Annotated in this window: 24 protein-coding genes; 10 read left to right on the top strand and 14 right to left on the bottom strand. The window is 66.0% G+C overall.

Annotation, left to right across the window (positions count from 1 at the left end; genetic code table 11):
• The first annotated feature begins 107 nt into the window (after positions 1–107).
• From adk to ACDI39_RS23230, 6 genes are all read left to right on the top strand, one after another.
• Positions 108–758, top strand: coding sequence for an adenylate kinase (gene adk, locus ACDI39_RS23255; protein ID WP_253079928.1), 651 nt, complete (start codon positions 108–110; stop codon positions 756–758).
• A gap of 87 nt (positions 759–845) precedes the next feature.
• The gene (gene tsaB, locus ACDI39_RS23250; RefSeq protein ID WP_486537090.1) at positions 846–1520 is read left to right on the top strand and encodes a tRNA (adenosine(37)-N6)-threonylcarbamoyltransferase complex dimerization subunit type 1 TsaB; all 675 of its coding nucleotides are present in this window, start codon (positions 846–848) and stop codon (positions 1518–1520) included.
• Between the two features lie 130 nt (positions 1521–1650).
• Positions 1651–1938 carry a hypothetical protein gene (locus ACDI39_RS23245; RefSeq protein WP_225787299.1) on the top strand — a complete coding sequence of 96 codons (288 nt, stop codon included), beginning with the start codon at positions 1651–1653 and terminating at the stop codon, positions 1936–1938.
• Positions 1939–1941: 3 nt separating this feature from the next.
• Complete coding sequence (locus tag ACDI39_RS23240; protein WP_486537089.1) at positions 1942–2811, top strand: DUF72 domain-containing protein; 870 nt, start codon at positions 1942–1944, stop codon at positions 2809–2811.
• Positions 2812–2841: 30 nt separating this feature from the next.
• A complete protein-coding gene (locus tag ACDI39_RS23235; protein ID WP_486537088.1) occupies positions 2842–3672 on the top strand; it encodes an isocitrate lyase/PEP mutase family protein in 831 nt (276 codons plus the stop codon).
• A 6-nt stretch (positions 3673–3678) separates the two neighbouring features.
• Positions 3679–4368 carry an extensin-like domain-containing protein gene (locus ACDI39_RS23230; protein ID WP_368815603.1) on the top strand — a complete coding sequence of 230 codons (690 nt, stop codon included), beginning with the start codon at positions 3679–3681 and terminating at the stop codon, positions 4366–4368.
• A 2-nt stretch (positions 4369–4370) separates the two neighbouring features.
• On the opposite strand, the gene ACDI39_RS23225 is transcribed toward ACDI39_RS23230, so the two are convergent.
• Positions 4371–4991 (bottom strand): energy transducer TonB, encoded by a 621-nt coding sequence (locus ACDI39_RS23225; RefSeq protein ID WP_225787295.1) that lies wholly within the window; start codon positions 4989–4991, stop codon positions 4371–4373.
• Positions 4992–5085: 94 nt separating this feature from the next.
• Here ACDI39_RS23225 and ACDI39_RS23220 point away from each other — a divergent pair, with 94 nt between their 5' ends.
• The gene (locus ACDI39_RS23220) at positions 5086–5868 is read left to right on the top strand and encodes a class I SAM-dependent methyltransferase (protein ID WP_225787294.1); all 783 of its coding nucleotides are present in this window, start codon (positions 5086–5088) and stop codon (positions 5866–5868) included.
• A 180-nt stretch (positions 5869–6048) separates the two neighbouring features.
• Here ACDI39_RS23220 and ACDI39_RS23215 read toward each other — a convergent pair whose 3' ends face one another.
• On the bottom strand, positions 6049–6816 hold the full coding sequence (locus ACDI39_RS23215) for a tellurite resistance TerB family protein (RefSeq protein WP_253079925.1): 768 nt from the start codon (positions 6814–6816) through the stop codon (positions 6049–6051).
• A 197-nt stretch (positions 6817–7013) separates the two neighbouring features.
• Between ACDI39_RS23215 and ACDI39_RS23210 the strand changes: the two genes are divergently transcribed.
• Positions 7014–8438, top strand: coding sequence for a gamma-aminobutyraldehyde dehydrogenase (locus ACDI39_RS23210; RefSeq protein ID WP_225787292.1), 1425 nt, complete (start codon positions 7014–7016; stop codon positions 8436–8438).
• A gap of 65 nt (positions 8439–8503) precedes the next feature.
• Here the strand turns inward: ACDI39_RS23210 and ACDI39_RS23205 are convergent, their stop codons facing one another.
• The 3 genes from ACDI39_RS23205 to ACDI39_RS23195 all read right to left on the bottom strand — a co-directional run bounded on the left by ACDI39_RS23205 (position 8504) and on the right by ACDI39_RS23195 (position 12149).
• Positions 8504–9610, bottom strand: a complete 1107-nt coding sequence (locus ACDI39_RS23205; RefSeq protein WP_253079924.1) for an NADH:flavin oxidoreductase/NADH oxidase — start codon at positions 9608–9610, stop codon at positions 8504–8506.
• A gap of 256 nt (positions 9611–9866) precedes the next feature.
• Positions 9867–11576: a single-stranded-DNA-specific exonuclease RecJ gene (gene recJ / locus ACDI39_RS23200; protein WP_253079923.1), complete on the bottom strand. Its 1710-nt coding sequence runs from the start codon at positions 11574–11576 to the stop codon at positions 9867–9869.
• Positions 11577–11606: 30 nt separating this feature from the next.
• Complete coding sequence (locus ACDI39_RS23195) at positions 11607–12149, bottom strand: YaeQ family protein (RefSeq protein WP_225787286.1); 543 nt, start codon at positions 12147–12149, stop codon at positions 11607–11609.
• A gap of 234 nt (positions 12150–12383) precedes the next feature.
• Here ACDI39_RS23195 and ACDI39_RS23190 point away from each other — a divergent pair, with 234 nt between their 5' ends.
• Positions 12384–13583, top strand: a complete 1200-nt coding sequence (locus ACDI39_RS23190) for a CaiB/BaiF CoA transferase family protein (protein ID WP_225787285.1) — start codon at positions 12384–12386, stop codon at positions 13581–13583.
• A 22-nt stretch (positions 13584–13605) separates the two neighbouring features.
• Positions 13606–14481: a TIGR02285 family protein gene (locus tag ACDI39_RS23185; protein ID WP_253167825.1), complete on the top strand. Its 876-nt coding sequence runs from the start codon at positions 13606–13608 to the stop codon at positions 14479–14481.
• 149 nt (positions 14482–14630) lie between these two features.
• Here ACDI39_RS23185 and ACDI39_RS23180 read toward each other — a convergent pair whose 3' ends face one another.
• The 9 genes from ACDI39_RS23180 to trmD all read right to left on the bottom strand — a co-directional run bounded on the left by ACDI39_RS23180 (position 14631) and on the right by trmD (position 22239).
• Positions 14631–14912 carry a DUF3509 domain-containing protein gene (locus ACDI39_RS23180; protein ID WP_225787284.1) on the bottom strand — a complete coding sequence of 94 codons (282 nt, stop codon included), beginning with the start codon at positions 14910–14912 and terminating at the stop codon, positions 14631–14633.
• Positions 14913–14989: 77 nt separating this feature from the next.
• Positions 14990–15430, bottom strand: coding sequence for a DNA-binding transcriptional response regulator (locus tag ACDI39_RS23175; RefSeq protein ID WP_253079921.1), 441 nt, complete (start codon positions 15428–15430; stop codon positions 14990–14992).
• Between the two features lie 166 nt (positions 15431–15596).
• Positions 15597–17006, bottom strand: a complete 1410-nt coding sequence (thrC, locus tag ACDI39_RS23170; RefSeq protein ID WP_253079920.1) for a threonine synthase — start codon at positions 17004–17006, stop codon at positions 15597–15599.
• A 170-nt stretch (positions 17007–17176) separates the two neighbouring features.
• Positions 17177–18481 (bottom strand): homoserine dehydrogenase, encoded by a 1305-nt coding sequence (locus ACDI39_RS23165; protein ID WP_225787281.1) that lies wholly within the window; start codon positions 18479–18481, stop codon positions 17177–17179.
• Positions 18482–18563: 82 nt separating this feature from the next.
• On the bottom strand, positions 18564–19325 hold the full coding sequence (locus ACDI39_RS23160; RefSeq protein ID WP_253079919.1) for a DsbC family protein: 762 nt from the start codon (positions 19323–19325) through the stop codon (positions 18564–18566).
• Between the two features lie 154 nt (positions 19326–19479).
• Positions 19480–20376 carry a site-specific tyrosine recombinase XerD gene (gene xerD / locus ACDI39_RS23155; protein ID WP_225787279.1) on the bottom strand — a complete coding sequence of 299 codons (897 nt, stop codon included), beginning with the start codon at positions 20374–20376 and terminating at the stop codon, positions 19480–19482.
• 184 nt (positions 20377–20560) lie between these two features.
• Complete coding sequence (locus ACDI39_RS23150; protein ID WP_225787278.1) at positions 20561–20971, bottom strand: acyl-CoA thioesterase; 411 nt, start codon at positions 20969–20971, stop codon at positions 20561–20563.
• Between the two features lie 122 nt (positions 20972–21093).
• A complete protein-coding gene (gene rplS / locus ACDI39_RS23145) occupies positions 21094–21444 on the bottom strand; it encodes a 50S ribosomal protein L19 (protein ID WP_225787277.1) in 351 nt (116 codons plus the stop codon).
• Between the two features lie 42 nt (positions 21445–21486).
• Positions 21487–22239 carry a tRNA (guanosine(37)-N1)-methyltransferase TrmD gene (gene trmD / locus ACDI39_RS23140; RefSeq protein ID WP_225787276.1) on the bottom strand — a complete coding sequence of 251 codons (753 nt, stop codon included), beginning with the start codon at positions 22237–22239 and terminating at the stop codon, positions 21487–21489.
• Between the last annotated feature and the right edge of the window lie 2 nt (positions 22240–22241).

Raw genomic sequence — 22241 nt, 5'->3', positions numbered from 1 at the left:
GTATCTTGAGCAGCCTTTTGACCGATTTTCGGTCTCACCCGATTTTTCGGAGTTGGCCCTGAGCGCCGAATCCGTTGATTCACATAGAAAAATATGAGGAGCACAAGATGCGCGTAATTCTGCTGGGAGCTCCCGGGGCCGGTAAAGGTACTCAGGCAAAGTTCATCACCGAGAAGTTCGGTATTCCACAGATCTCCACCGGTGACATGCTGCGTGCCGCCGTCAAGGCCGGCACCCCGCTGGGCCTGGAGCTCAAGAAAGTCATGGATGCCGGCCAACTGGTCTCCGACGAGCTGATCATCAGCCTGGTCAAGGAACGCATCGCCCAGCCCGACTGCGCCAAGGGCTTCTTGTTCGACGGTTTCCCACGCACCATTCCGCAGGCTGAAGCCATGGTCGCCGCCGGTGTCGAGATCGACGCCGTGGTCGAAATCGCCGTCGACGACGAAGAGATCGTCGGGCGCATGGCCGGCCGTCGCGTGCACCTGGCCTCGGGCCGTACCTACCACATCCAGTACAACCCGCCCAAAGTGGAAGGCAAGGACGACGTCACTGGCGAAGACCTGATCCAGCGCGACGACGACAAGGAAGAGACCGTACGTCATCGCCTGTCGGTCTACCACAGCCAGACCAAGCCGCTGGTGGACTTCTACCAGAAGCTGTCGGCCGCCAACGGCGGCAAGCCGAAGTACAGCCACATCGAAGGCGTCGGCTCGGTCGAAGCCATCACCGACAAGGTGCTGGCAGCCCTGAGCTGATTCGCCTCGCAACTTCACGACGGCCCGCTTGCGGGCCGTTGTCGTTTATACTGCCGCTCTTTCACCTCTCGCCTGGAATACCGTTCGATGACCACCTTGCTGGCCCTGGATACCGCCACCGAAGCCTGTTCCGTCGCCCTGCTGCATGACGGCAAGGTGACCAGCCACTACGAGGTGATCCCACGGCTGCATGCGCAGAAGCTGCTGCCGATGATCAAGCAGTTGCTGGCCGAGTCCGGCGTGGCTCTCAACGCCCTGGACGCCATCGCCTTCGGCCGTGGCCCAGGCGCGTTCACCGGCGTGCGCATCGCCATCGGCGTGGTCCAGGGCCTGGCGTTCGCCCTCGAGCGTCCAGTGTTGCCGGTGTCCAACCTGGCCGCGCTGGCCCAGGGCGCCCTGCGCGAGCGAGGCGCACAGCAGGTGGCCGCGGCCATCGATGCGCGCATGGACGAGGTGTATTGGGGCTGCTACCAGGCCTGCGACGGCGAGATGCGCCTGGTCGGCCAGGAGGCGGTGCTGGCGCCGGAGCGGGCGGCGTTGCCGCAAGGCGCCAGCGGCCAGTGGTTCGGCGCCGGGAGCGGCTGGGGCTACGCCGAACGGCTGGGCGCCGCGGTGAATGCCAGCGACGCCAGCCGGCTGCCCAATGCCCTGGACATCCTCGGCCTGGCCGGTTTTGCCTGGGCCCGTGGCGAGGCGATCAGCGCCGAGCAGGCGCAGCCGGTCTACCTGCGCGATAATGTAGCCACGCCCAAGGCGCGTTGAGCGCTGTTCGTCGGCTATCGCCGATGACGATAAAACCTTTTGCGCGAACTGTGGTCCAGTTATCAATCGGGCATTAGCGACGGATCTCTGATGCTGCTAAATTGCCATCACTGACCCTGAGTGCCCATTCATGCGTATCGACGGCTTCTCCTCGCAGTCCTATCCGATCCGGCGCCCGCCGCGCCAGGCCCCTGTGCGCGACGAGTCGATCGAGGACGCCGAACTGCTCGACGAAGCCGAAGCCTCCCAGCCGAACCGCGTCAATCGCCGCCCGGGCGGCCTGCCGGCGCGCCAGCAGGACATGATCTTCCCGCGTGCCCGTGACCGGCGCACCGCCACCGCCCTGGCCAGTTACCTGGCCACGGCCGGCTTCACCGACTGGGAGATGGAAGTAGAGGGGCTGGACCTGTACATTTGAGGCATGAATCCATCGCCTCTGCCTTATTTCCTCGGTTGTCCCTCCTGGAGCGAAAACGCCTGGCGCGACTACCTCTACCCCGCCGATGCCCGTCCCACCGAATACCTCGGCCTGTACAGCCAGGTCTTCAATGCCGTCGAAGGCAACACCACCTTCTATGCCCGCCCTGCCCCTGCCACGGTGCAACGCTGGGCCCAGGTCATGCCGGCACACTTTCGCTTCACCGCCAAGTTTCCGGGTGATGTCAGCCATGCGGGGGACCTGGGCGAACAGCTGGAGTCGGCGATCGACTTCACCCGCCTGCTGGCACCGCTGGGCGAGCGCGTTTCACCCTACTGGCTGCAGTTGCCGGCGCTGTTCGGCCCATCGCGCCTCGCCGAACTGAGCCACTTTCTCGACCGGATCGGCAAGCCGCTGGCCGTCGAAGTGCGCCATGACGCCTTCTTCGCCCGTGGCGAGGAGGAGCGCCAGCTCAATCGCCTGCTGCACGAACGGGGTGTGGAGCGCATTTGCCTGGATCCGCGTGCGCTGTTCAGCTGCACCTCGCGCGAGGCGGGCGTGTTGCATGCGCAAGCCAAGAAACCACGGGTACCGCCGCGCCCTGCGGCGTTCAGCCAGTCTCCCCAAGTGCGCTTCATCGGCCATCCGGAGCTGGAGGCCAACGAAAGCTTCCTTACCCCCTGGGTGGAAAAAGTCGCTGCCTGGATCGAGGAAGGGCGCAGCCCCTACGTGTTCCTGCACACCGCCGACAACCGCCTGGCCGCCGCCCTCGCCCAGCGTTTTCACCAGCGCCTGATGGCGCGCCTGCCTGGCCTTGCCCCGCTGCCGGAATTGCCGCGCGCTCCAGAGGTCGAACAACTGGGGCTACTCTGACGACTCCTTCATCTGCCGGAGGTTATGACCATGGATGTGCAAACCCTGCGAGCCGAAGCCTTCAAGGCACTGCACGAACGTGAAGGCACCTTCGTCATTCCCAACCCATGGGACGCAGGCTCTGCGCGGCTGCTGGCCAGCCTGGGCTTCGAAGCACTCGCCACCACCAGCGCGGGCCTGGCGTTCAGCCTGGGGCGACCGGATGCGGAAGGCGCCCTGACCCTGGACGAAACCCTGGAGAACGCCAGGGCGATCGTCGACGCCACTGCGCTGCCAGTGGCCGCCGACCTGGAAAATGGCTTCGGCGACCTGCCGCAGGACTGCGCCCTGGCCATCGCCCGTGCTGCCGAGGCCGGCCTGGTGGGCGGCTCGATCGAAGATGCCACGGGGCGCAGCGATACGCCGATCTACGACTTCGCCCTGGCGGTCGAGCGGGTACGCGCCGCAGTGCAGGCCGCGCGCGAGCTCCCCTTCCCCTTCACCCTCTGTGCCCGTGCCGAGAACCTGCTGCATGGGCGCCTGGACCTGGACGACACCATCCGGCGCCTGCAGGCCTATGCCGAGGCAGGCGCAGACGTGCTGTATGCCCCGGGGCTGCGCAGCGTCGACGAGATCCGGGCGGTGGTCCAGGCGGTGGCGCCAAAGCCGGTGAACGTACTGATGGGCATGCCCGGGGTGCCGCTGGGCGTGAACCAGTTGCAGGACCTGGGCGTGCGGCGCATCAGCGTCGGTTCGTCGCTGGCCCGGGCGGCATTGGGGGCATTGCGGCAGGCGGCAATGGAGATTCGCGACCAGGGCACCTTCGGTTATGGCGAGCAGGCGCTGCCGTTCGCCCAGCTCAACGACCTGTTCCGCCGCTGAGGCCGCATGCGCGCAGCGCCAGTACTGCTGGGCGGCCTGCTGTTGGTAGCGGGCCTGGCCTGGTACCTCGGCTGGCGGCCGCCTGCGTCATGGAACCCCTGGGCAGCGCTGGACGTGCGCCAGCCGCCGAACCTGCTGACGCCCTACAAGCTATCGCGCCTGCGCGACGATCCCGGCTTGTGCCGCCAGGTGCTGGCGACCTCTGCCCTGCGCTATCGCCCACAGGCGGACAGCCCGGCGACGGCCTCCTGTCCGTTGCAAAATGTCTTGCGCATCGAAGGCGGCCAGGCGCGGCTGAGCAGTAGTTTCCTGGCCTCCTGCCCGTTGGCGGTGGCTTATGCGCTGTTCGAGACCCATGGCTTGCAACCTGCGGCGCAGCGGGTGTTCGGCCAACCCGTGGTGCAGGTGGATCACCTGGGCAGCTTCGCCTGCCGCAACGTCTATCACCGCAAGCAGGGGCGCCTGAGCCAGCATGCCACGGCCGATGCGCTGGACATCAGCGGCTTTCGCCTGGGCGATGGCCAGCGCATCGTGCTGGCGCGCGACTGGCAGGGGGACGGGCAGAAGGCAGCGTTTCTACGCCAGGTGCGGGACGCTGCCTGCGACAGCTTCAACACGGTGCTGGGGCCCGACTACAACGCCGCGCACCATAACCATTTTCACCTGGACATGGGGTTCTGGCAGGTCTGCCGCTGAACTCAGGCGTGCAGGCGGACGTTGTTCAGCACCACCGGGCGCGCCCAGTGGGTGTCGAACGCCAGGTCGTTCTGCTGCTGGGCCAGGGTGGTTTCGTCGTAGGGTTCCGGGGCCTTGTCCAGCAGTTCCATCTCGAATTCGGCGATGGGCAGGAACAGCGGGCGTGGCGACGGCGCCGGCCCAGGCTCTGGGAGGGGATGGCCCTGGCTCATGACTACCGGGCGCAGCCAGCTGTTGTTCAGGTCGAGCTGACGCTGCTGCTCGATCAGCTCGGCGGTGCTGAAGGGCTCGGGGGCCTTTTCCAGCAGTTGCGGTTCGAATTCGGCCTTGGGCAGGAACAGCGGCTCGGGCGGCTTGACCTCCCTGTCCTGCACGTCGCATGCGCGCTGGAGGCGGATCTGCGCCAGGGCCTGCACGCCACCGATCGGCTCACCGCTTCGCTCGTCGTACTGCTCCAGGGCCTGGCGGGCGGGGTCTGCCTCCTGCCCTTGCTGCTCGGCCAGGGCGCGGGCGAAAAAATCCTGCCACAGGTGGCTGACGCCCCCGAGTGCCTGGGTGTTCTGCCGACCGTAGTTGCCGACGGGCGACAGGTAGGTCAAGCCGATGGGAAGGGTTTCTGACATGGCAGTCGCGCGCGTTGTGCTCTGGCAGAATAGCGAGTACTGCGTATATCGGCCGTGGCCGGGGTTTCATTAATTTTTTCGGATGCGGGTACGGATGGTAGAGCAAGAGCAAGGCACAGGTATCAGGGTCGAGGCGTTGTCGGCTGAATTCCAGGCGCAGGCCGTGGCATGGGCCGAGCGCCTGGGCCTGCCGCTTGCGGACGATACGGCGGGTTTCGCCGTGCAGGTCGGTGCCAATGGCCTGCAGATCCAGCAACTGGGGCCGCAGGCGCCGGGGCCGGTGCGGGTGGACTTCGTCGAGGGCCAGGCAGCCCACCGGCGCCTCTATGGCGGTGGCAACGGGCAAATGATCGCCAAGGCCGTGGGCATCGCCCAGGGCATACGGCCGCAGGTGCTGGATGCCACGGCGGGGCTGGGCAAGGATGCGTTCGTCCTGGCCAGCCTCGGTTGCCAGATGACCCTGATCGAACGCCAGCCGCTGATCGCCGCGTTGCTCGAGGATGGCCTGGCACGGGCCCGGGACGACGAGGACGTGGCGGCGATCGTCGGGCGCATGCGCCTGCTCACGGGCAACGCCATCGAGCGCATGCGTGGCTGGGAGGGCGAGCCACCCCAGGTCATCTACCTCGACCCGATGTTCCCGCATCGGGACAAGAGCGCCCTGGTGAAGAAGGAAATGCGCGTGTTTCGGCCGCTGGTCGGCGATGACCTGGATGCGCCGGCGTTGCTCGAGGCAGCGCTGGCGTTGGCTTCGCACCGGGTGGTGGTCAAGCGGCCGCGCAAGGCCCCCATTATCGAGGGGCCCAAGCCTAGCCATAGCCTGGAGGGGAAATCGAGCCGGTATGACATCTACCCGAAGAAGGCGCTCAAGGCCTGATCGGGCTGGGCTTGGGGCTGCCTTGCAGCCCATCGCCGGCAAGCCCACCACACGGTTCTCTACATGGCACCCCATGCGTGAGCACCAGTGCCCCTGTGGCCGGCTTGCCGGCGATGGGGCGCGAAGCGCCCCCAATGCCGCTTAACCGACTGGCATTAGGCAATGCCCTCTATCACAGCATCACTGCCCGGCGGCAAGCCTGACCTGCTCCTCCAGCTCCTGGCGCAGGGTCGGCTCCAGGCGCAGCTGGCGTGCCAGTTCGTCCAGGTAGGCACGCTCCATGAAGTTCTCCTGGTCGACCATCATCACGCTGGCCAGGTACATCTCGGCAGCCATCTCCGGCGTCTGCGCGGCACTGGCCACCTCGGCCGGGTCCAGCGGCTTGTTCAGCTCGGCGTGCAGCCAGTGCTGCAGCTCGCGATCGTCGTCGAGCCTGACGAATTCGCCCTCGATCAAGGCACGTTCGCGCTCGTCGATGTGGCCATCGGACTTGGCGGCCGCCACCAGGGCACGCAGGACCGCCTGGCTATGCTGCTCGGCCTGGGCCGGCGGCAGGCGATCGAGGGTCCGGGGTTCCTGGGGCTGGCCTTCGCCCTGGCGCGCCTGCCAGTTGCCGTAGGCCTTGTAGGCCAGCACGCCGAGGGCGGCCAGGCCTCCGTAGGTCAGCACCTTGCCGCCGTACTTGCGCGCCTTCTTGTTGCCCAGCAGCAAGCCCATGGCACCGGCTGCCAGGGCACCGCCGCCGGCGCCCGAGAGCAGGCTGCCAAGGCCACCGCCCTTGCCCGCCTGGCCGCCGAGCAGGTCGCCAAGGCCACCGCCCTTGCCCGCCTGGCCGCCGAGCAGGTCGCCAAGGCCAGGCACCTTGCCCGCCCCGCCCTTGCCTTGCTGGTTCTGCAACAGCGTCTGTCCGGACTTGAGCAGTTGGTCGAGCAGGCCACGGGTGTTCATCTGGCGTTACCTCCTGGGGAAAGGAAAACCCCAGAGTAGGCCCGGAGGCTGAATCCTCGCTTAACGCATTTGCATCCGAATGTTGCTCGATGTGTCATTTGTCGCCGGCGGCACCAGCTTCTAGTCTGGTGGATCACGGTCGTGCCGCGCCCACGTGGGTGGTCGTCGCGCGCAAACCCCCTACGGAGGATGGACGCATGCATACCCAAATGCTGATCAACGGTCGCCTGGTGGCCGGCGAAGGCCCCACCTGGACCGTGCTGAACCCGGCCCTGGGCAGCGCCCTGGCGCAGATCGGCGAAGCGACCGAAGCCCAGGTCGACGCCGCCGTGCGTGCCGCCGACCAGGCGTTCGACAACTGGTCGCAGACCAGCCCCAAGGACCGCTCCCTGGCCTTGCTGGCGCTGGCCGATACCCTCGAACGGCATGCCGAGGAACTGGCCCGGCTGGAGTCGCAGAACTGCGGCAAGCCTTTCGCCGCGGTGCTCGGCGACGAGTTACCGGCCATCGTCGACGTATTCCGCTACTTCGCCGGCGCAGCCCGTTGCCTGGGCGGCTCGGCGGCTGGCGAGTACCTGCCGGGGCACACCTCGATGATCCGTCGCGACCCGCTGGGGGTGGTCGCCTCCATCGCGCCGTGGAACTACCCGTTGATGATGCTCGCCTGGAAGGTCGCCCCTGCCCTGGCGGCAGGCAACACCGTGGTGCTCAAGCCTTCGGAGCTGACGCCCCTGACCGCCCTGCGCCTGGCAGAATTGGCCAAGGACATCCTGCCGCCAGGCGTGCTCAACATCCTGTTCGGTCGCGGCCCGACCGTGGGCACACCGCTGGTCACCCATCCCAAGGTACGCATGGTCTCGCTGACCGGCTCGATCCCCACCGGCGCGCACATCATCGGCGCCACGGCCAGCAGCGTGAAGCGCCTGCACATGGAGCTCGGCGGCAAGGCGCCGGTGCTGGTGTTCGACGACGCCGACCTGGACGCCGCCATCGAGGGTATCCGCACCTTCGGTTTCTACAATGCCGGCCAGGACTGCACCGCCGCCTGCCGCCTGTATGTGCAGGACGGTATCTACGAGCGTTTCGTCGAACGCCTGGGCGAGGCGGTGGCCAGCCTCAGGCCTGGCCTGCAGGACGATCCCGAGACCGAGCTGGGGCCGTTGATCAGCGCCCAGCACCGCGACAAGGTCGCCGGCCTGGTGCAGCGGGCCATCGCCCAACCCCACATCCGCCTGGTGACCGGCGGCAAAGCCCTGCCGGGCGAGGGGTTCTACTTCGAGCCGACGGTGCTGGCCGATGCGCTGCAGGATGACGAGATCGTCCGCCACGAAGTGTTCGGCCCGGTGGTCTCGGTGACGCGCTTCAACGATGAAGCCCAGGCCCTGGAGTGGGCCAACGACTCGGACTATGGCCTGGCCTCATCGGTATGGACCCGCGACACCGGCCGCGCCCACCGCCTGGCGGCACGCCTGCAGTACGGCTGCACCTGGGTCAATACCCACTTCATGCTGGTCAGCGAAATGCCCCATGGCGGGCAGAAACACTCGGGGTATGGCAAGGACATGTCCATGTATGGGCTGGAGGACTACACCTGCGTGCGGCATGTGATGATCAGGCATTGAGCCTGGGGCTGCCAAGCAGCCCCAGTGTCACCCGGCATTGGGGCTTGCCCACAAAGGCGCCGATACTATTCCCGCAGGTCTGACTCGTGGATCGGGTTCGCCCGGCTGGTGGCCCGCTGGTATTGCGCCGGCCACGTCGCCTTGTTGCCGCCCAGGTCATCGTCGGCGTGCAACGGCCAGTACGGGTCACGCAGCAGCTCGCGGGCCAGGAAGATGATGTCGGCCTGCCCGGTGCGCAGAATATGCTCGGCCTGGGCCGGTTCGGTGATCATGCCGACAGTGCCGGTAGCGATCTCCGACTCCTTGCGTACCCGCTCGGCAAAACGGGTCTGGTAGCCAGGGCCGGTAGGGATCTCGGCATTGACCGAGGTGCCGCCGGAGGAAACGTCGATCAGGTCCACCCCGATCGCCCGCAGGCGCCGGGCCAGTTCGACGGTTTCGTCCGGATTCCAGCCATCCTCGACCCAATCGGTGGCCGATACCCGCACGAACAACGGCAACTCCTGTGGCCAGACCTTGCGCACCGCCTCGGTCACCTCCAGGGTCAGGCGGATGCGGTTCTCGAAGCAACTGCCATAGCGGTCTCGGCGCTGGTTGCTCAGCGGCGAGAGGAACTGGTGCAGCAGGTAACCATGGGCGGCATGCACTTCGGCCACCTTGAAGCCTGCGCTCAAGGCGCGGCGGGCAGCATCGGCGAATGCCTGGACGATACCGCCGATCTCATCCTCGGTCAGTTCATGGGGTACGGTGTGTTCCGGATCGAAGGCGATCCTCGACGGGCCGACCGGCTGCCAGCCGCCCTCCTCCACGCTGACGCTGCCATGCTTGCCCAGCCAAGGCCGGTAGGTGCTGGCCTTGCGCCCGGCATGGGCCAGCTGGATGCCCGGCACGGCGCCCTGAGCGGTGATGAAGCGGGTGATGCGCTGCAACGGCGGGATCTGTGCATCGTTCCACAGGCCCAGGTCCTCGGCACTGATGCGCCCCTGCGCGGTCACGGCAGTGGCCTCGGTGAACACCAGGCCTGCGCCACCAACGGCACGGCTGCCTAGGTGCACCAGGTGCCAGTCGTTGGCCAGGCCGTCGACGGCGGAATACTGGCACATGGGGGAAACGGCGATGCGGTTGGGCAGGGTCAGCTGACGCAGGGTGTAAGGCTCGAGCAGCAGGCTCATGAGGGCACCTCCCAAGGACTCCAATGGTGATCCGGCCCGGACACTCAATTGCACGTCCCTGGCCCGGGTCCGGTCAATCTTCAGACTAGACCAGATTGGGTGGGGGAGTGGTTCCGTGGGATGTTGGGATCGAGCGCCGCCCGCCCGGCCGCATCGCACGCCATCGCTTTGGCTCGTGGCTCGTGGCTCGACATCGAATCGTACCGGTCGCGCATAGAGCACTTTCGCAGAACCGCCGTTCCCACAGGAGTTGCCGTCAGCGCGGCTCCATGTGGGCAATCATCAGCTGTACGCTTTCATTGCCACGGAACTCGTTCACATCCAGCTTGTAGGCCAACTCGACCCAGCGCACGGTCGGGTTCGGCCACACCTCGCGGTCGATGCCGAAGGCAATGCCGTCCAGCCGCACCGAGCCACACTCGCTCTTGAGCACTACCTTCAAGTGCCGCTCGCCCACCACCCGCTGCTCGACCAACTGGAACACGCCGTGGAACAGCGGCTCGGGAAAGTGCTGCCCCCAGGGCCCGGCATGACGCAGGGCACGCGCCAGGTCCAGGTGGAACTCCTCCACCGCCAGGGTACCGTCGGACAGCAAGCGCCCGGTCAGGTCCTCCTCGCGCAGCTGGCGGCGAACCTCCTCGTCGAAGGCCTGGGCGAAAGCCGGGAAGTTGTCTGCTGGCAGCGACAGGCCGGCGGCCATGGCATGCCCGCCAAACTTGCTGATCAACTGCGGATGGCGCGCCGCCACCGCATCCAGCGCATCGCGGATGTGAAAACCCGGCACCGAGCGCGCCGAGCCCTTGAGCATGCCCTCCCCGGCATCGGCGAAAGCGATGGTCGGGCGGTGGTAGCGCTCCTTCAGGCGCGAGGCGAGGATGCCGATCACCCCCTGGTGCCAGTCCGCATCGAACAGGCACAGGCCATAGGGCATGGACTCTACCGGCAGGTCCTTGAGCTGGGCCAACGCCTCGCGCTGCATGCCCTGTTCGATGGACTTGCGGTCCTGGTTCAAGGCATCCAGCTCGCGTGCCATGTCCAGGGCCTGGGCCGGGTCATCGCTGAGCAGGCATTCGATACCCAGGCTCATGTCGTCCAGGCGCCCGGCGGCGTTCAGTCGCGGGCCGAGGATGAAGCCCAGGTCGGTGGAGGTGATGCGCCGATGGTCACGCCGCGCCACCTCGAGGATCGCCTTGATCCCGGGCCGGGCACGGCCGGCGCGGATACGCTCCAGGCCCTGGTGGACCAGGATGCGGTTGTTGGCATCCAGCGGCACCACGTCGGCCACGCTGCCCAGCGCCACCAGGTCGAGCAGCTCGCCGATGTTCGGCTGCGGCTGGTTGTCGTAGCGCCCCAGATCGCGCAGGCGCGCGCGCAGCGCCATGAGCACGTAGAAGATCACCCCGACCCCGGCCAGGGCCTTGCTCGGGAAATCGCACCCCGGCTGGTTCGGGTTGACGATGGCGTCGGCCTGCGGCAACTGCTCGCCGGGCAGGTGGTGGTCGGTGACCAGCACCTTGAGCCCGGCGGCCTTGGCTGCGGCCACCCCCTCCACACTGGAGATGCCGTTGTCGACGGTGATCAGCAACTGCGGCTCGCGCTGCAAAGCCACCTGGACGATCTCCGGGGTCAGGCCATAGCCGTACTCGAAGCGGTTGGGCACCAGGTAGTCGACCTGGGCCGCGCCCAGCAGGCGCAGGCCGAGCACGCCGACCGTACTGGCGGTGGCGCCATCGGCATCGAAGTCACCGACGATGAGGATACGCTGGCGCTGGTCGAGGGCTTCGACCAGCAACTGCACCGCAGCGTCGATGCCCTTGAGCTGCTGGAAGGGCAGCAGGCGTGCCAGGCGCTTGTCCAGCTCGGCTTCGGACTGCACGCCACGGGCAGCATACAGGCGGGTCAACAAGGGAGGCAGGTTGCCCAGGAACGGCAGGCTCGGCGGCAGGGGGCGAGGTTCGATACGCATGGGATCTTCGGCAGTCAGGTAGGGAACAGGTCAGCCACGCTCACCGAGCAGCCACTCCAGCTGCACTTCGTGCTGGCCGCGGTCGTCGGTGACGTATACCGTGCCTTCGCTGATCATCACGTCCCACTTGATCGAGCGGGGCATGTCCGTGGCCAGGGTCTCCAGCACCTCCTGGGGCACGGCGGCGATGCTGAGGTTCTTCAGGCCCTTGACCGCATCCACCACCTTGTTCTGCCACACCCGCAGGCTGCCGTAGGCCAGCAGGCTGGTGCGCTCGGTGCGACGCGAGCACCAGGTCAGGCGCTCGGCATCCGGCTGGCCGACCTCGATCCAGTGCAGGACACGGTCATCCAGGCTCTTTTCCCACAGGGCTGCTTCATCCACATCCGACAGGCCACGGCCAAACGCCAGGTTCTCGTTGTACCAGAGCGCGTAGGCCAGCAGCCGTACGGCCAGGCGTTCCTCGGTCTCCGAGGGGTGACGGGCGATGGTCTGCCTGACGTTTTCGTACACGCCGCGGTCGAGATCGGTCAGGTTCAGTTCGAATTTGTAGGTGGTGGACGGCTGGGCCATGGCGACGGGCTTCTTGCAAAGAAAAGTTGCACAGTCTAACCGATCGTGGACAGTCGCGGGGCGCTGACGGCCTTCTTCGCGGGCTTGTCCCAATGCTGGGCCTGGCAAGACATTCGGCGTCCATTCAGGGCCGCTTCGCGCCCCATCGCCAGCAAGGCAGCCCCACCCTGGCAGTACCTGCCATGCACCACCTGTGATACAACCAAGGGCCAAACCCATCGCCACGGACGCCCCATGCCCACGCCCAGCAAACCCCTCGCCGGCCTGAAAGTCATCGAGCTCGGCACCCTCATCGCCGGCCCCTTCGCTTCCCGCATCTGCGCCGAATTCGGCGCCGAGGTGATCAAGGTCGAGTCGCCCGATGGCGGCGACCCGCTGCGCAAGTGGCGCAAGCTGTACGAGGGCACCTCGCTGTGGTGGTTCGTCCAGGCGCGCAACAAGCAATCGCTGACCCTCAACCTCAAGCACCCCGAAGGCCGCGAGATCCTCAAGCGCCTGCTGGCCGAGGCCGACATCCTGATCGAGAACTTCCGCCCCGGCGTGCTGGAAAAGCTTGGCCTTGGCTGGGACGTGCTGCACGCCCTCAACCCGCGCCTGGTCATGGTGCGCCTGTCAGGCTTCGGCCAGACCGGCCCGATGAAGGACCAGCCCGGTTTCGGCGCGGTCGGCGAATCCATGGGCGGCCTGCGCTACATCACCGGCTTCGAGGACCGCCCGCCGGTGCGTACCGGGATTTCCATCGGCGACTCGATCGCCGCCCTGTGGGGCGTGATCGGCGCATTGATGGCCTTGCGCCATCGCGAAGTCAACGGCGGCCAGGGGCAGGTGGTGGACGTCGCGCTCTACGAAGCCATCTTCGCCATGATGGAAAGCATGGTCCCGGAGTTCGACGTGTTCGGCTTCATTCGCGAGCGCACCGGCAACATCATGCCGGGGATCACCCCCTCCTCCATCCACACCACCGCCGATGGCCGGCACGTGCAGATCGGCGCCAACGGCGATGCCATCTTCAAGCGCTTCATGCAGGCCATCGGCCGCGACGACCTGGCCAACGACCCTGGCCTGGCCACCAACGATGGCCGCGACCTGCGCCGCGACGAGCTCTACGGGGTGATCGACCGCTGGGCCAACGGCCTGCCACTGGCCCAGGTAATGCAAGTGCTCAACGATGCCCAGGTGCCCGCCAGCCGTATCTATTCGGCCGAGGACATGTTCAGCGACCCGCAGTTCCTGGCCCGCGAGATGTTCCTCCAGGCCCGCCTGCCGGACGGCAAGCCGTTCAGGATGCCAGGCATCGTGCCCAAGCTCTCCGACACCCCAGGCTCCAGCGAATGGGTGGGGCCGGGCCTGGGCGAACACAACGAATCCGTGCTCGGCACCCTGGGCTACGATGCCACGGCCATCGCCCGGCTGCGCGAAGCCGGCGCGATCTGATCGCGCGCAACACGCCATGCACATGCCCGGCGGACGCCTGCTTGGCCTCCTGATCCTGCTGTGCGGGTTGCTGCCGGCCATGACCGAGGCCAAGGAGCGCCTGCTGTGGCTGGTGCGCGACCTGCCACCGTTCACCATCTTCGAAGGCTCGGAGAAAGGCCAGGGCGTGATCGACCGCATGCTACCGGAACTGATCGCGCAGATGCCCGAGTACGACCACAGCATCGTCCGGGTCAACCGTGCCCGTGGCCTCCAGATGCTCCAGAGACCCAACCTCACCTGCGACCCGACCCTGCTATGGACGCCGGAGCGGGCCAGGTTCGTGCAATTTTCCACGCCCTTTCTCGGCGTGCTGAGCAGCGGGCTGGTAGTGCGCCGCCAGGACCAGGCCCTGCTGGCGCCCTTCCTGGAGCGCGGCAAGATCGACCTCCAGCGCCTGCTGGCGCAGACCCGGCTCAAGCTCGGCATCGTCGCCGAGCGCAGCTACAGCGCACAGGTCGACGATATCCTGCGGCAATTGCCCGACAGCGCCTTCAGCCGCCACTACGGCAACGACGCCACCGCCAACCTGCTGCAGATGCAGCGCCTGGGGCGCCTGCAACTGGTGCTCGGCTACTGGCCGGAGGCGCGCTACATGATCCAGCAGCAAGGCGGATCGCTGGACGAATACGTGTTCCATCCGATCCAGGGGGTGGACCGTTACCAGTTCTTCCACGTGGGCTGCTCCGACACGCCGCTCGGACGCGAGGCCATCGGCCATATCGACCCGTTGTTGGCCACCTTGCGCCACGCCCCATTGCCCGAGCAGTATGCCCAGTGGCTGGACCCGGACCTGCGCGAGGACTATCTGGAACAGAGCCGGCGCTTCTTCAAAGACCAGCAGGACGCGCCCCGCTGACAGCCTTCGTGGCCGGACGGACAAAAAGAAACCCCGGATGCCGGGGAGAGCGTCCGGGGTCGAGCGAAAGCCCTGAAGGACTCCCGGGACAGCCCACAGCACCGGAGCAGAGTGCCGTCAGCCTGCCCTCACTGTGTCAGATAAAGCGCTCAGGCGAAGGTTCCCGGCAATGACTGCTGGTGCTGCAAGGCCGCGATCACACAGGGCTGCAGGCGGCCTTCGACGATCTGCAGGTCACGGTGCAGGCCATCCACCAGGTCGACCAGCAGTTGTTGCTCCTGCAATTGGCGCGGGCTTACCGCACGCCTGAGGATCACCGCCCCCTGGTTGTCGATCACTGTCAGCTGGCGCTTGCCGCTGGCGTCTGTTTCGCCGAGTTGGGCTTGGTACGGGGTCAGGGCATCATTGAGCAGTTTGCAGATTCTTTCCATCCGGCGTACTCGCTGTTCTTGGAACCTATCGGAACTGACCTTGGGGAGCGGAGGAAGTTCGTCTAGCCGCCCCCGTATCAATGAGCATGCGCAAGGCAGATGACCGTTTGAGTATCCCTTGCGCCGCATGCTCCAGGAATGGGTCGCAAGCGCCGCACGGCATCGTGCAGGGCGGCCGTCGACAACGGCCAGCGCAGTTCAGCGATGACCCACAGGCCCTGTTGTCGGGCTTGCTGGGCCAGGTCCGCCTTGCCCGGTGACGGCTGGCCGACGAACAGCAGCGCGCGTGGGCGCCGTGTCTGCAGCACATGCCGGAGCAGGGCCAGGCCGCTGGCCTCGGGCATGGCATGGTCGAGGATCAGCAGGTCGGTGGCGTCTCCCTGGGCCAAGCTTGCCTGGGTATCGGGCAGGCCCTGGGTGAGGCGCACATTGAAGATGCCCAGGGCATTGCAGGCCTGGTGCAAGAGGATCCGATGGGAAGGACGTGCCTGGTGGATGAGCACGTTGAGCCGGTGCATGGGCCGCTCCTGGGGCTTCGCGCGCCCTGGTGGATAGGGGCGGTTACTCTAGGGAAGTCACCTGACGACTCATATAGGAAAAGTCTGAAACCGCAGTGGGAACGGTCTGCGGATAATGGGTGGATAGACATTGGGGCCGCGAAGCGGCCCCAATCAATCACTCGTCTTACAGCGGCTTGCCACGATTCCCGTGCTGGCTGACGAACGCCTGCACCGCTTTCAAGTCGTTGGCCAGGACCGTGCAACGCTCCTCGCGCTCGAACAGGTCGCTCAGGTGGGCCGGCAGCTCCAGGGCCTTGCCGACGCCGGCCTTCTCCACCGCTTCGGGGAACTTGACCGGGTGCGCGGTGCCCAGCACCACCATCGGCGTATCCAGGCTGCGGCGGCACTCGCGGGCGGCCTTGACGCCGATCGCGGTATGCGGGTCGAGCACTTCACCGGTACTGGCGAACACTTCGGCAATGGTCTGGCAGGTCTGCTCGTCGGTCACCGCCAGGGAATCGAACAGCTTGCGCGCTTCGGTCCAGCGGTCCTGCTCGACGCTGAAACCACCGCCCTGCTTGAAGCGTTCCATCAGCTCGGCGATGGCGGCGCCACTGCGGCCATGCAGGTCGAACAACAGGCGCTCGAAGTTGGACGAGACCATGATGTCCATCGAGGGCGACAGGGTCGGGTGCAGGGTGTCCTTGACGTACTGGTTGCCGCTCATGAAGCGGTGCAGGATGTCGTTGCGGTTGGTCGCCACTACCAGTTGGCTGATCGGCAGGCCCATGTTGCGGGCCAGGTAGCCGGCGAAGATGTCGCCGAAGTTGCCGGTCGGCACCGAGAAGGCCACCGAGCGCGCCGGGCCACCCAGTTGCAGCGCGGCGTGGAAGTAGTAGACGATCTGGGCCATGATCCGCGCCCAGTTGATCGAGTTCACCGCCACCAGGCGGGTGCCCTTGAGGAACGACTGGTCGGCGAAGCTGGCCTTGACCATTTCCTGGCAGTCGTCGAAGTTGCCTTCGATGGCGATGTTGTGGATGTTGTCGCCGAAGATCGTGGTCATCTGCCGGCGCTGCACTTCCGAGACGCGCTGGTGCGGGTGCAGGATGAAGATGTCGACGTTGTCGCAGCGGCGGCAGCCTTCGATGGCGGCCGAACCGGTGTCGCCGCTGGTGGCACCGATGATCACCACGCGCTCGCCACGCTTGGCCAGCACATGGTCGAGCAGGCGGCCGAGCAGTTGCAGGGCGAAGTCCTTGAACGCCAGGGTCGGGCCGTGGAACAGCTCCATGACCCACTCGTTGCTGTCCAGCTGGCGCAGCGGCGCCACGGCGGCGTGGGCGAACTCGCCGTAGGTTTCCTCGAGGATCTTCTTGAAGTCGGCGTCGGCGATGCTGCCTTCGACGAACGGGCGCATCACCCGGAAGGCCAGCTCGTGGTACGGCAGGCCGGCCCAGGAGGCGATCTCTTCCTGGGTGAAACGCGGCAGGTTTTCCGGCACGTACAGGCCGCCGTCGCTGGCCAGGCCAGCCAGCAGGACATCTTCGAAGTTCAGGGCCGGTGCCTGGCCGCGGGTACTGATATAGCGCATGGGTGCAAACCTTTGGTTCGAGCGGCAAGCTTCGAGCGGCACGCTACAAGAAAAAGCCGATCGGCATCGTTCCTGTAACTCGCGCCTCACCCTTGCCGCATGTGTCATCTGTTCCAAGCCTCAACGCCGAACTGCCTTTATCTTGCAGCTCGCTGCTTGAAGCTTGCCGCTTAATTGAGCTGTTCGACGCGAATACGCACGACCTTGCCGACCACGTCCTGCAGGGCTTCCAGGGCGACGATGGCGTCGTCGATACGCTGCTCGACCACGCGATGGGTCAGCAGGATCATCGGTACCAGGCCGTCCTGCTCCTCGGCTTCCTTCTGCATGATCGACTCGATGTTGATGCCGCGCTCCGAGAGGATGCTCGCCACCTGGGCCAGCACGCCCGGATGATCCTTGGCCTGGATGCGCAGGTAGTAGGCGCTTTCGCAGGCTTCGATCGGCAGGATCGGGTGGGCCGACAGTGAATCGGGCTGGAAGGCCAGGTGCGGCACGCGGTTCTCCGGGTCGGAGGTCATGGCGCGGACCACGTCGACCAGGTCGGCGACCACCGAGGAAGCGGTCGGCTCCATGCCGGCGCCGGCACCGTAGTACAGGGTCGAGCCGGCGGCGTCGCCGTTGACCATCACCGCGTTCATCACACCGTTGACGTTGGCGATCAGACGGTCGCTGGGGATCAGCGTCGGGTGCACGCGCAACTCGAAGCCGTCGTCGGTGCGACGGGCCACGCCCAGGTGCTTGATGCGGTAGCCCAGGGCCTCGGCGTAGTTGACGTCGGCCGTGGTCAGCTGGGTGATGCCCTCGGTGTAGGCCTTGTCGAACTGCAGCGGGATGCCGAAGGCGATGGAGGCCAGGATGGTCAGCTTGTGCGCCGCGTCGATGCCCTCGACGTCGAAGGTCGGGTCAGCCTCGGCGTACCCCAGGGCCTGGGCCTCGGCGAGCACGTCAGGGAAGGCACGGCCTTTGTCGCGCATCTCGGTGAGGATGAAGTTGCCGGTACCGTTGATGATGCCGGCCAACCAGTTGATGCGGTTGGCCGACAGGCCCTCGCGGATCGCCTTGATCACCGGGATGCCACCGGCCACCGCGGCTTCGAAGGCGACGATGACGCCCTTCTCGCGGGCCTTGGCGAAGATCTCGTTGCCGTGCACGGCGATCAGGGCCTTGTTGGCGGTGACCACGTGCTTGCCGTTTTCGATGGCCTTGAGCACCAGGTCACGGGCGACGGTGTAGCCGCCGATCAGCTCGATGACGATGTCGATCTCCGGGTTGCTCGCGACCTCGAACACATCAGCGGTAATGGGGGTACCGGTAATCTGGCAGTTCGGGTTCTGCGAGCGCATGGCGATCTGTGCCACTTCAATACCGCGCCCGGCACGGCGGGCGATCTCCTCGGCGTTGCGCTGAAGTACATTGAAGGTTCCGCCACCGACGGTCCCCAACCCACAGATGCCTACTTTGACCGGTTTCACTGTGAACTCCCCATTGAACGGCCGGCCTCTGCGCCGACCGTGAAACATGCCGTCTCCCCATGGTGACGGCGTACTGATTGAATTACTTGGCTGCGCTGCCTTCGCTGGCCAGGGCCAGCTTGGCCACCTGCGGCGCCGGCTGGTAGCCCGGAATCACCTGGCCGCTCTGCAGGACGATCGCCGGCGTGCCGTTGACACCGATCGACTGGCCCAGCTGGAACTGCCTGCCGACCGGGTTGGCGCACTTGGCGGCCTTGATTTCCTTGCCCTCGATCATCTTGTCCAGCGCCGCGCGACGGTCGCTGGAGCACCAGACCGCCTGCAGTTGCTCGTCGCCCGGCGAGCCGAGCCCCTGACGCGGGAAGGCGACGTAGCGCACCTCGATACCGCGGCGGTTGAGCTCAGGCACCTCGGCGTGCAGCTTGTGGCAATACGGGCAGGTGGTATCGGTGAAGACGGTGATGTGCGACTTGGTCTGGCCCTTGGCAGGATAAACCACCATCTCGGCGGCTGGAATGCCGTTGATGAGCTTGGCGATGCCTTGGCGCTCGGTCTTCTCGGTGAGGTTGATCGGCTTGCCGTCCTGGATCTGGAACAGGTAGCCCTGCATGACGAACTGCCCATCGGCACTGGCGTACAGCACGCGGCCGCCCTGTAGCTTGACTTCGTAGAGACCGCTGACCGGGCTGCTGGCGACGCTCTCGACCGGCACTTCCAGCTCGAGGGTCTGCAGGGTCTTGCGGATCGCCTGCTCGGCGCCGGCACTGGCGTCGCTGGTCGCGGCAACGGCAAAGGTACTGGCCAGCGCCAGGGCGGCGGCGGCGAAAATCTGGGTCACGCGCATGGGAACTCCTGAAGGCGGACGGGGCCGGCGGGGCGTCGGGCGCGGGGGAAATCGCGGCGAGCGGGCAGCCCTTGGTGCAAACCGTCCAAGCCTACCACAACAGGCCGCTACTGGAGGGGTTCGCAGGCACCGGTCGGCGGAACATGAAAACCATTCATCCACGCGGATGGTGCTGGGCATGCAGTTGCTGCAGGCGCGCCTTGGCCACGTGGGTATAGATCTGTGTGGTCGACAGGTCGCTATGGCCCAGCAGCATCTGCACCACCCGCAGGTCGGCACCGTGATTGAGCAGGTGGGTGGCGAAGGCATGGCGCAGGGTATGCGGCGACAGTGGCTTGTCGATGCCAGCGACCCGGGCATGGTGCTTGATACGGTGCCAGAAGGTCTGGCGGGTCATCTGCTCGCCGCGCTGGCTGGGGAACAGCACGTCGCTGGGGCGGCCATTGAGCAGCTCGGCACGCCCATCGCGCTGGTAACGCTCCAGCCAGAGCACCGCCTCCTCCCCCATCGGCACCAGGCGCTCCTTGCTGCCCTTGCCCATGACCCGCAGCACGCCCTGGCGCAGGTTGACCTGGTCCAGGGTCAGGCTGACCAGTTCGGTCACCCGCAGACCGCAGGCATAGAGCACTTCGAGCATGGCCCGGTCGCGCTGGCCGATGGCCTCGCCTAGGTCCGGCGCCTGCAGCAGGGCCTCGACGTCGGCTTCGGACAGGGACTTGGGCAAGGGGCGGCCCAACTGCGGCATCTCGACCTGCAGGGTCGGGTCGACGTCGATCAGCCTTTCCCGCAGCAGGTAGCGGAAGAAGCCGCGCAGGCCAGAGAGAAAACGCGCCGTGGAGCGTGGCTTGTAGCCTTGCTCGAAGCGCCAGGCGAGGTGATCGAGAATCAGCTCGCGGCCTGCCGCCGGCAGGGCCACGCTGTGCTCCTGCAACCAGCCGTTGAACAGGGCCAGGTCGCTGCGGTAAGAGGCGCGGGTATTGTCGGACAGGCCTTTTTCCAGCCAGAGGGCGTCGAGGAACTGGTCGATCAGGGGGTGGTCGAGAGCGGACATGCGGGGCTGCTGGGCGTTGAGAGGGGCCTAGTGTTTCACAGCAGGTGACAGGTTGTCAGGTCTGGCACTTTCGCGGGCAAGCCCGCGCCCACATGGCCCTGCAAACCGCATCACTTGCGATCGACTCGCCCCCTGCAAGAGCGGGCTTGCCCGCGAACAGGCCGGCGCAGGCGCCGGAGCGTCCTCAGGCCTGCGGCAACACCGGCACCGGGCGCTTGTCCTCGTCGATGGCGACGAAGCTGAACACACCATGAATGGCCCGCTCGCGGCCATCGAGGTACATGTTCTCGACGAACACATCCACCTGCACCTGCAGGCTGGTGGTACCGACCTTGATCACGGTCCCCACCAGCTCGACGATCGAGCCCGCCGGGATCGGGTGCTTGAAGTCGATGCGGTCGGTGGACACGGTCACCAACGGCAGGCGACAGAAACGGGTCGCGGCGATGAACGACACTTCGTCCATCCAGGCCAGGGCGGTGCCGCCGAACAGGGTGTTGTGGTGATTGGTGGTGCTGGGGAAGACAGCCTTGGTCACGCGGGTCACCGACAGTTCGGTGCGGCGTTGGATTTCCTGGTCTCGGGTGATGGTCATCGCTTACTCACATCGCAAGGGGCCGGGGCGGCCCCGGTACATCATTCGACAAAACGCAAAAAAGCAGCCCGAAGGCTGCTTTTTCTCTCGCAAGGCGGCCTCGGCCACCGGTCAAACTGCACTCAGGACAGTTTTTCCTTGATGCGAGCGGCTTTGCCGGACAGGTCGCGCAGGTAGTACAGCTTGGCCTTACGCACGTCACCACGACGTTTCACGGACAGGCTGTCGATTTGCGGGCTGTAGGTCTGGAAGGTACGCTCGACGCCAACGCCGCTGGAGATCTTGCGCACGGTGAAGGCGCTGTTCAGACCGCGGTTGCGCTTGGCGATGACGACACCTTCGAACGCCTGCAGACGGGAACGCTCACCTTCCTTCACTTTCACCTGGACGACAACGGTGTCGCCCGGGGCGAAGGCCGGGATTTCCTTGTTCATCTGCTCGGCTTCGAGCTGCTGGATGATCTTGTTGGTCATGCTGTGCTCCTAAGGCGGATAACTCGATCCACCATCGATACGTTAACTATCGTCCCGCTCGCGGAGGTATTCCTCGAGCAGCTTCTTCTCTTCTCCAGAAAGCGAGCGACTTTCCAGAAGATCGGCGCGCCGTTCGAAGGTCCGACCAAGGGACTGCTTCAACCGCCAACGCCGGATGTGTGCATGGTTGCCACTGAGCAACACGTCGGGAACGCGCAGATCCGCATACACCTCCGGTCGGGTGTAGTGCGGGCAATCGAGCAGACCGTCGGTGAAGGAGTCTTCCTCCGCCGAGTCCACATGCCCTAAAGCTCCGGGCAGCAGCCGCGTAACCGCATCGATCAGCACCATGGCCGGCAGCTCGCCACCGGAAAGCACATAGTCGCCAATCGACCACTCTTCATCGACATGAGCCTCGATAAAACGCTCGTCGATGCCTTCATAACGACCGGCGATCAGGATCAACGATTCCTGTTGCGCCAGCCCTTTGACCGCCTGCTGGGTCAGCTTGCGGCCTTGTGGCGAGAGGTAGATCACCTTCGCCGCAGCCCCGGTCGCCTGCCTGGCACTGGCCAGGGCGTCTTCCAGAGGCTTGATCTTCATCACCATGCCCGGACCACCGCCAAAAGGCCGATCATCCACCGTGTGGTGGCGATCCGTGGTGTAGTCCCGCGGATTCCAGCAGGTCACTTGCAGCAACCCCTGTTTCACCGCGCGGCTGGTAATGCCGTACTCCGTGATGGCCGAGAACATCTCGGGGAACAGCGTGACGACTTCTACGCGAAGGTTACCCATCG

The sequence above is a fragment of the Pseudomonas sp. Tun-23181 genome (assembly GCF_057415455.1).
This window is presented reverse-complemented; position numbering and strand designations above follow the sequence as displayed.

Excerpts from the sequence above, each read along its gene's own strand:
- ACDI39_RS23235 (WP_486537088.1), top strand. The coding sequence starts at position 2,842 with ATGGATGTGCAAACCCTGCGAGCCGAAGCCTTCAAGGCACTGCACGAA.
- thrC (WP_253079920.1), bottom strand. The coding sequence starts at position 17,006 with ATGCGCTATATCAGTACCCGCGGCCAGGCACCGGCCCTGAACTTCGAA.
- ACDI39_RS23205 (WP_253079924.1), bottom strand. The coding sequence starts at position 9,610 with ATGAGCCTGCTGCTCGAGCCTTACACCCTGCGTCAGCTGACCCTGCCC.
- ACDI39_RS23210 (WP_225787292.1), top strand. The coding sequence starts at position 7,014 with ATGCATACCCAAATGCTGATCAACGGTCGCCTGGTGGCCGGCGAAGGC.
- ACDI39_RS23245 (WP_225787299.1), top strand. The coding sequence starts at position 1,651 with ATGCGTATCGACGGCTTCTCCTCGCAGTCCTATCCGATCCGGCGCCCG.
- ACDI39_RS23160 (WP_253079919.1), bottom strand. The coding sequence starts at position 19,325 with ATGCGCGTGACCCAGATTTTCGCCGCCGCCGCCCTGGCGCTGGCCAGT.
- ACDI39_RS23180 (WP_225787284.1), bottom strand. The coding sequence starts at position 14,912 with ATGGAAAGAATCTGCAAACTGCTCAATGATGCCCTGACCCCGTACCAA.
- trmD (WP_225787276.1), bottom strand. The coding sequence starts at position 22,239 with ATGGGTAACCTTCGCGTAGAAGTCGTCACGCTGTTCCCCGAGATGTTC.
- ACDI39_RS23215 (WP_253079925.1), bottom strand. The coding sequence starts at position 6,816 with ATGAACACCCGTGGCCTGCTCGACCAACTGCTCAAGTCCGGACAGACG.
- adk (WP_253079928.1), top strand. The coding sequence starts at position 108 with ATGCGCGTAATTCTGCTGGGAGCTCCCGGGGCCGGTAAAGGTACTCAG.
- ACDI39_RS23225 (WP_225787295.1), bottom strand. The coding sequence starts at position 4,991 with ATGTCAGAAACCCTTCCCATCGGCTTGACCTACCTGTCGCCCGTCGGC.
- ACDI39_RS23240 (WP_486537089.1), top strand. The coding sequence starts at position 1,942 with ATGAATCCATCGCCTCTGCCTTATTTCCTCGGTTGTCCCTCCTGGAGC.
- ACDI39_RS23185 (WP_253167825.1), top strand. The coding sequence starts at position 13,606 with ATGCCCGGCGGACGCCTGCTTGGCCTCCTGATCCTGCTGTGCGGGTTG.
- xerD (WP_225787279.1), bottom strand. The coding sequence starts at position 20,376 with ATGTCCGCTCTCGACCACCCCCTGATCGACCAGTTCCTCGACGCCCTC.
- rplS (WP_225787277.1), bottom strand. The coding sequence starts at position 21,444 with ATGACCAACAAGATCATCCAGCAGCTCGAAGCCGAGCAGATGAACAAG.
- ACDI39_RS23195 (WP_225787286.1), bottom strand. The coding sequence starts at position 12,149 with ATGGCCCAGCCGTCCACCACCTACAAATTCGAACTGAACCTGACCGAT.
- tsaB (WP_486537090.1), top strand. The coding sequence starts at position 846 with ATGACCACCTTGCTGGCCCTGGATACCGCCACCGAAGCCTGTTCCGTC.
- ACDI39_RS23190 (WP_225787285.1), top strand. The coding sequence starts at position 12,384 with ATGCCCACGCCCAGCAAACCCCTCGCCGGCCTGAAAGTCATCGAGCTC.
- ACDI39_RS23230 (WP_368815603.1), top strand. The coding sequence starts at position 3,679 with ATGCGCGCAGCGCCAGTACTGCTGGGCGGCCTGCTGTTGGTAGCGGGC.
- ACDI39_RS23175 (WP_253079921.1), bottom strand. The coding sequence starts at position 15,430 with ATGCACCGGCTCAACGTGCTCATCCACCAGGCACGTCCTTCCCATCGG.
- ACDI39_RS23150 (WP_225787278.1), bottom strand. The coding sequence starts at position 20,971 with ATGACCATCACCCGAGACCAGGAAATCCAACGCCGCACCGAACTGTCG.
- ACDI39_RS23220 (WP_225787294.1), top strand. The coding sequence starts at position 5,086 with ATGGTAGAGCAAGAGCAAGGCACAGGTATCAGGGTCGAGGCGTTGTCG.
- recJ (WP_253079923.1), bottom strand. The coding sequence starts at position 11,576 with ATGCGTATCGAACCTCGCCCCCTGCCGCCGAGCCTGCCGTTCCTGGGC.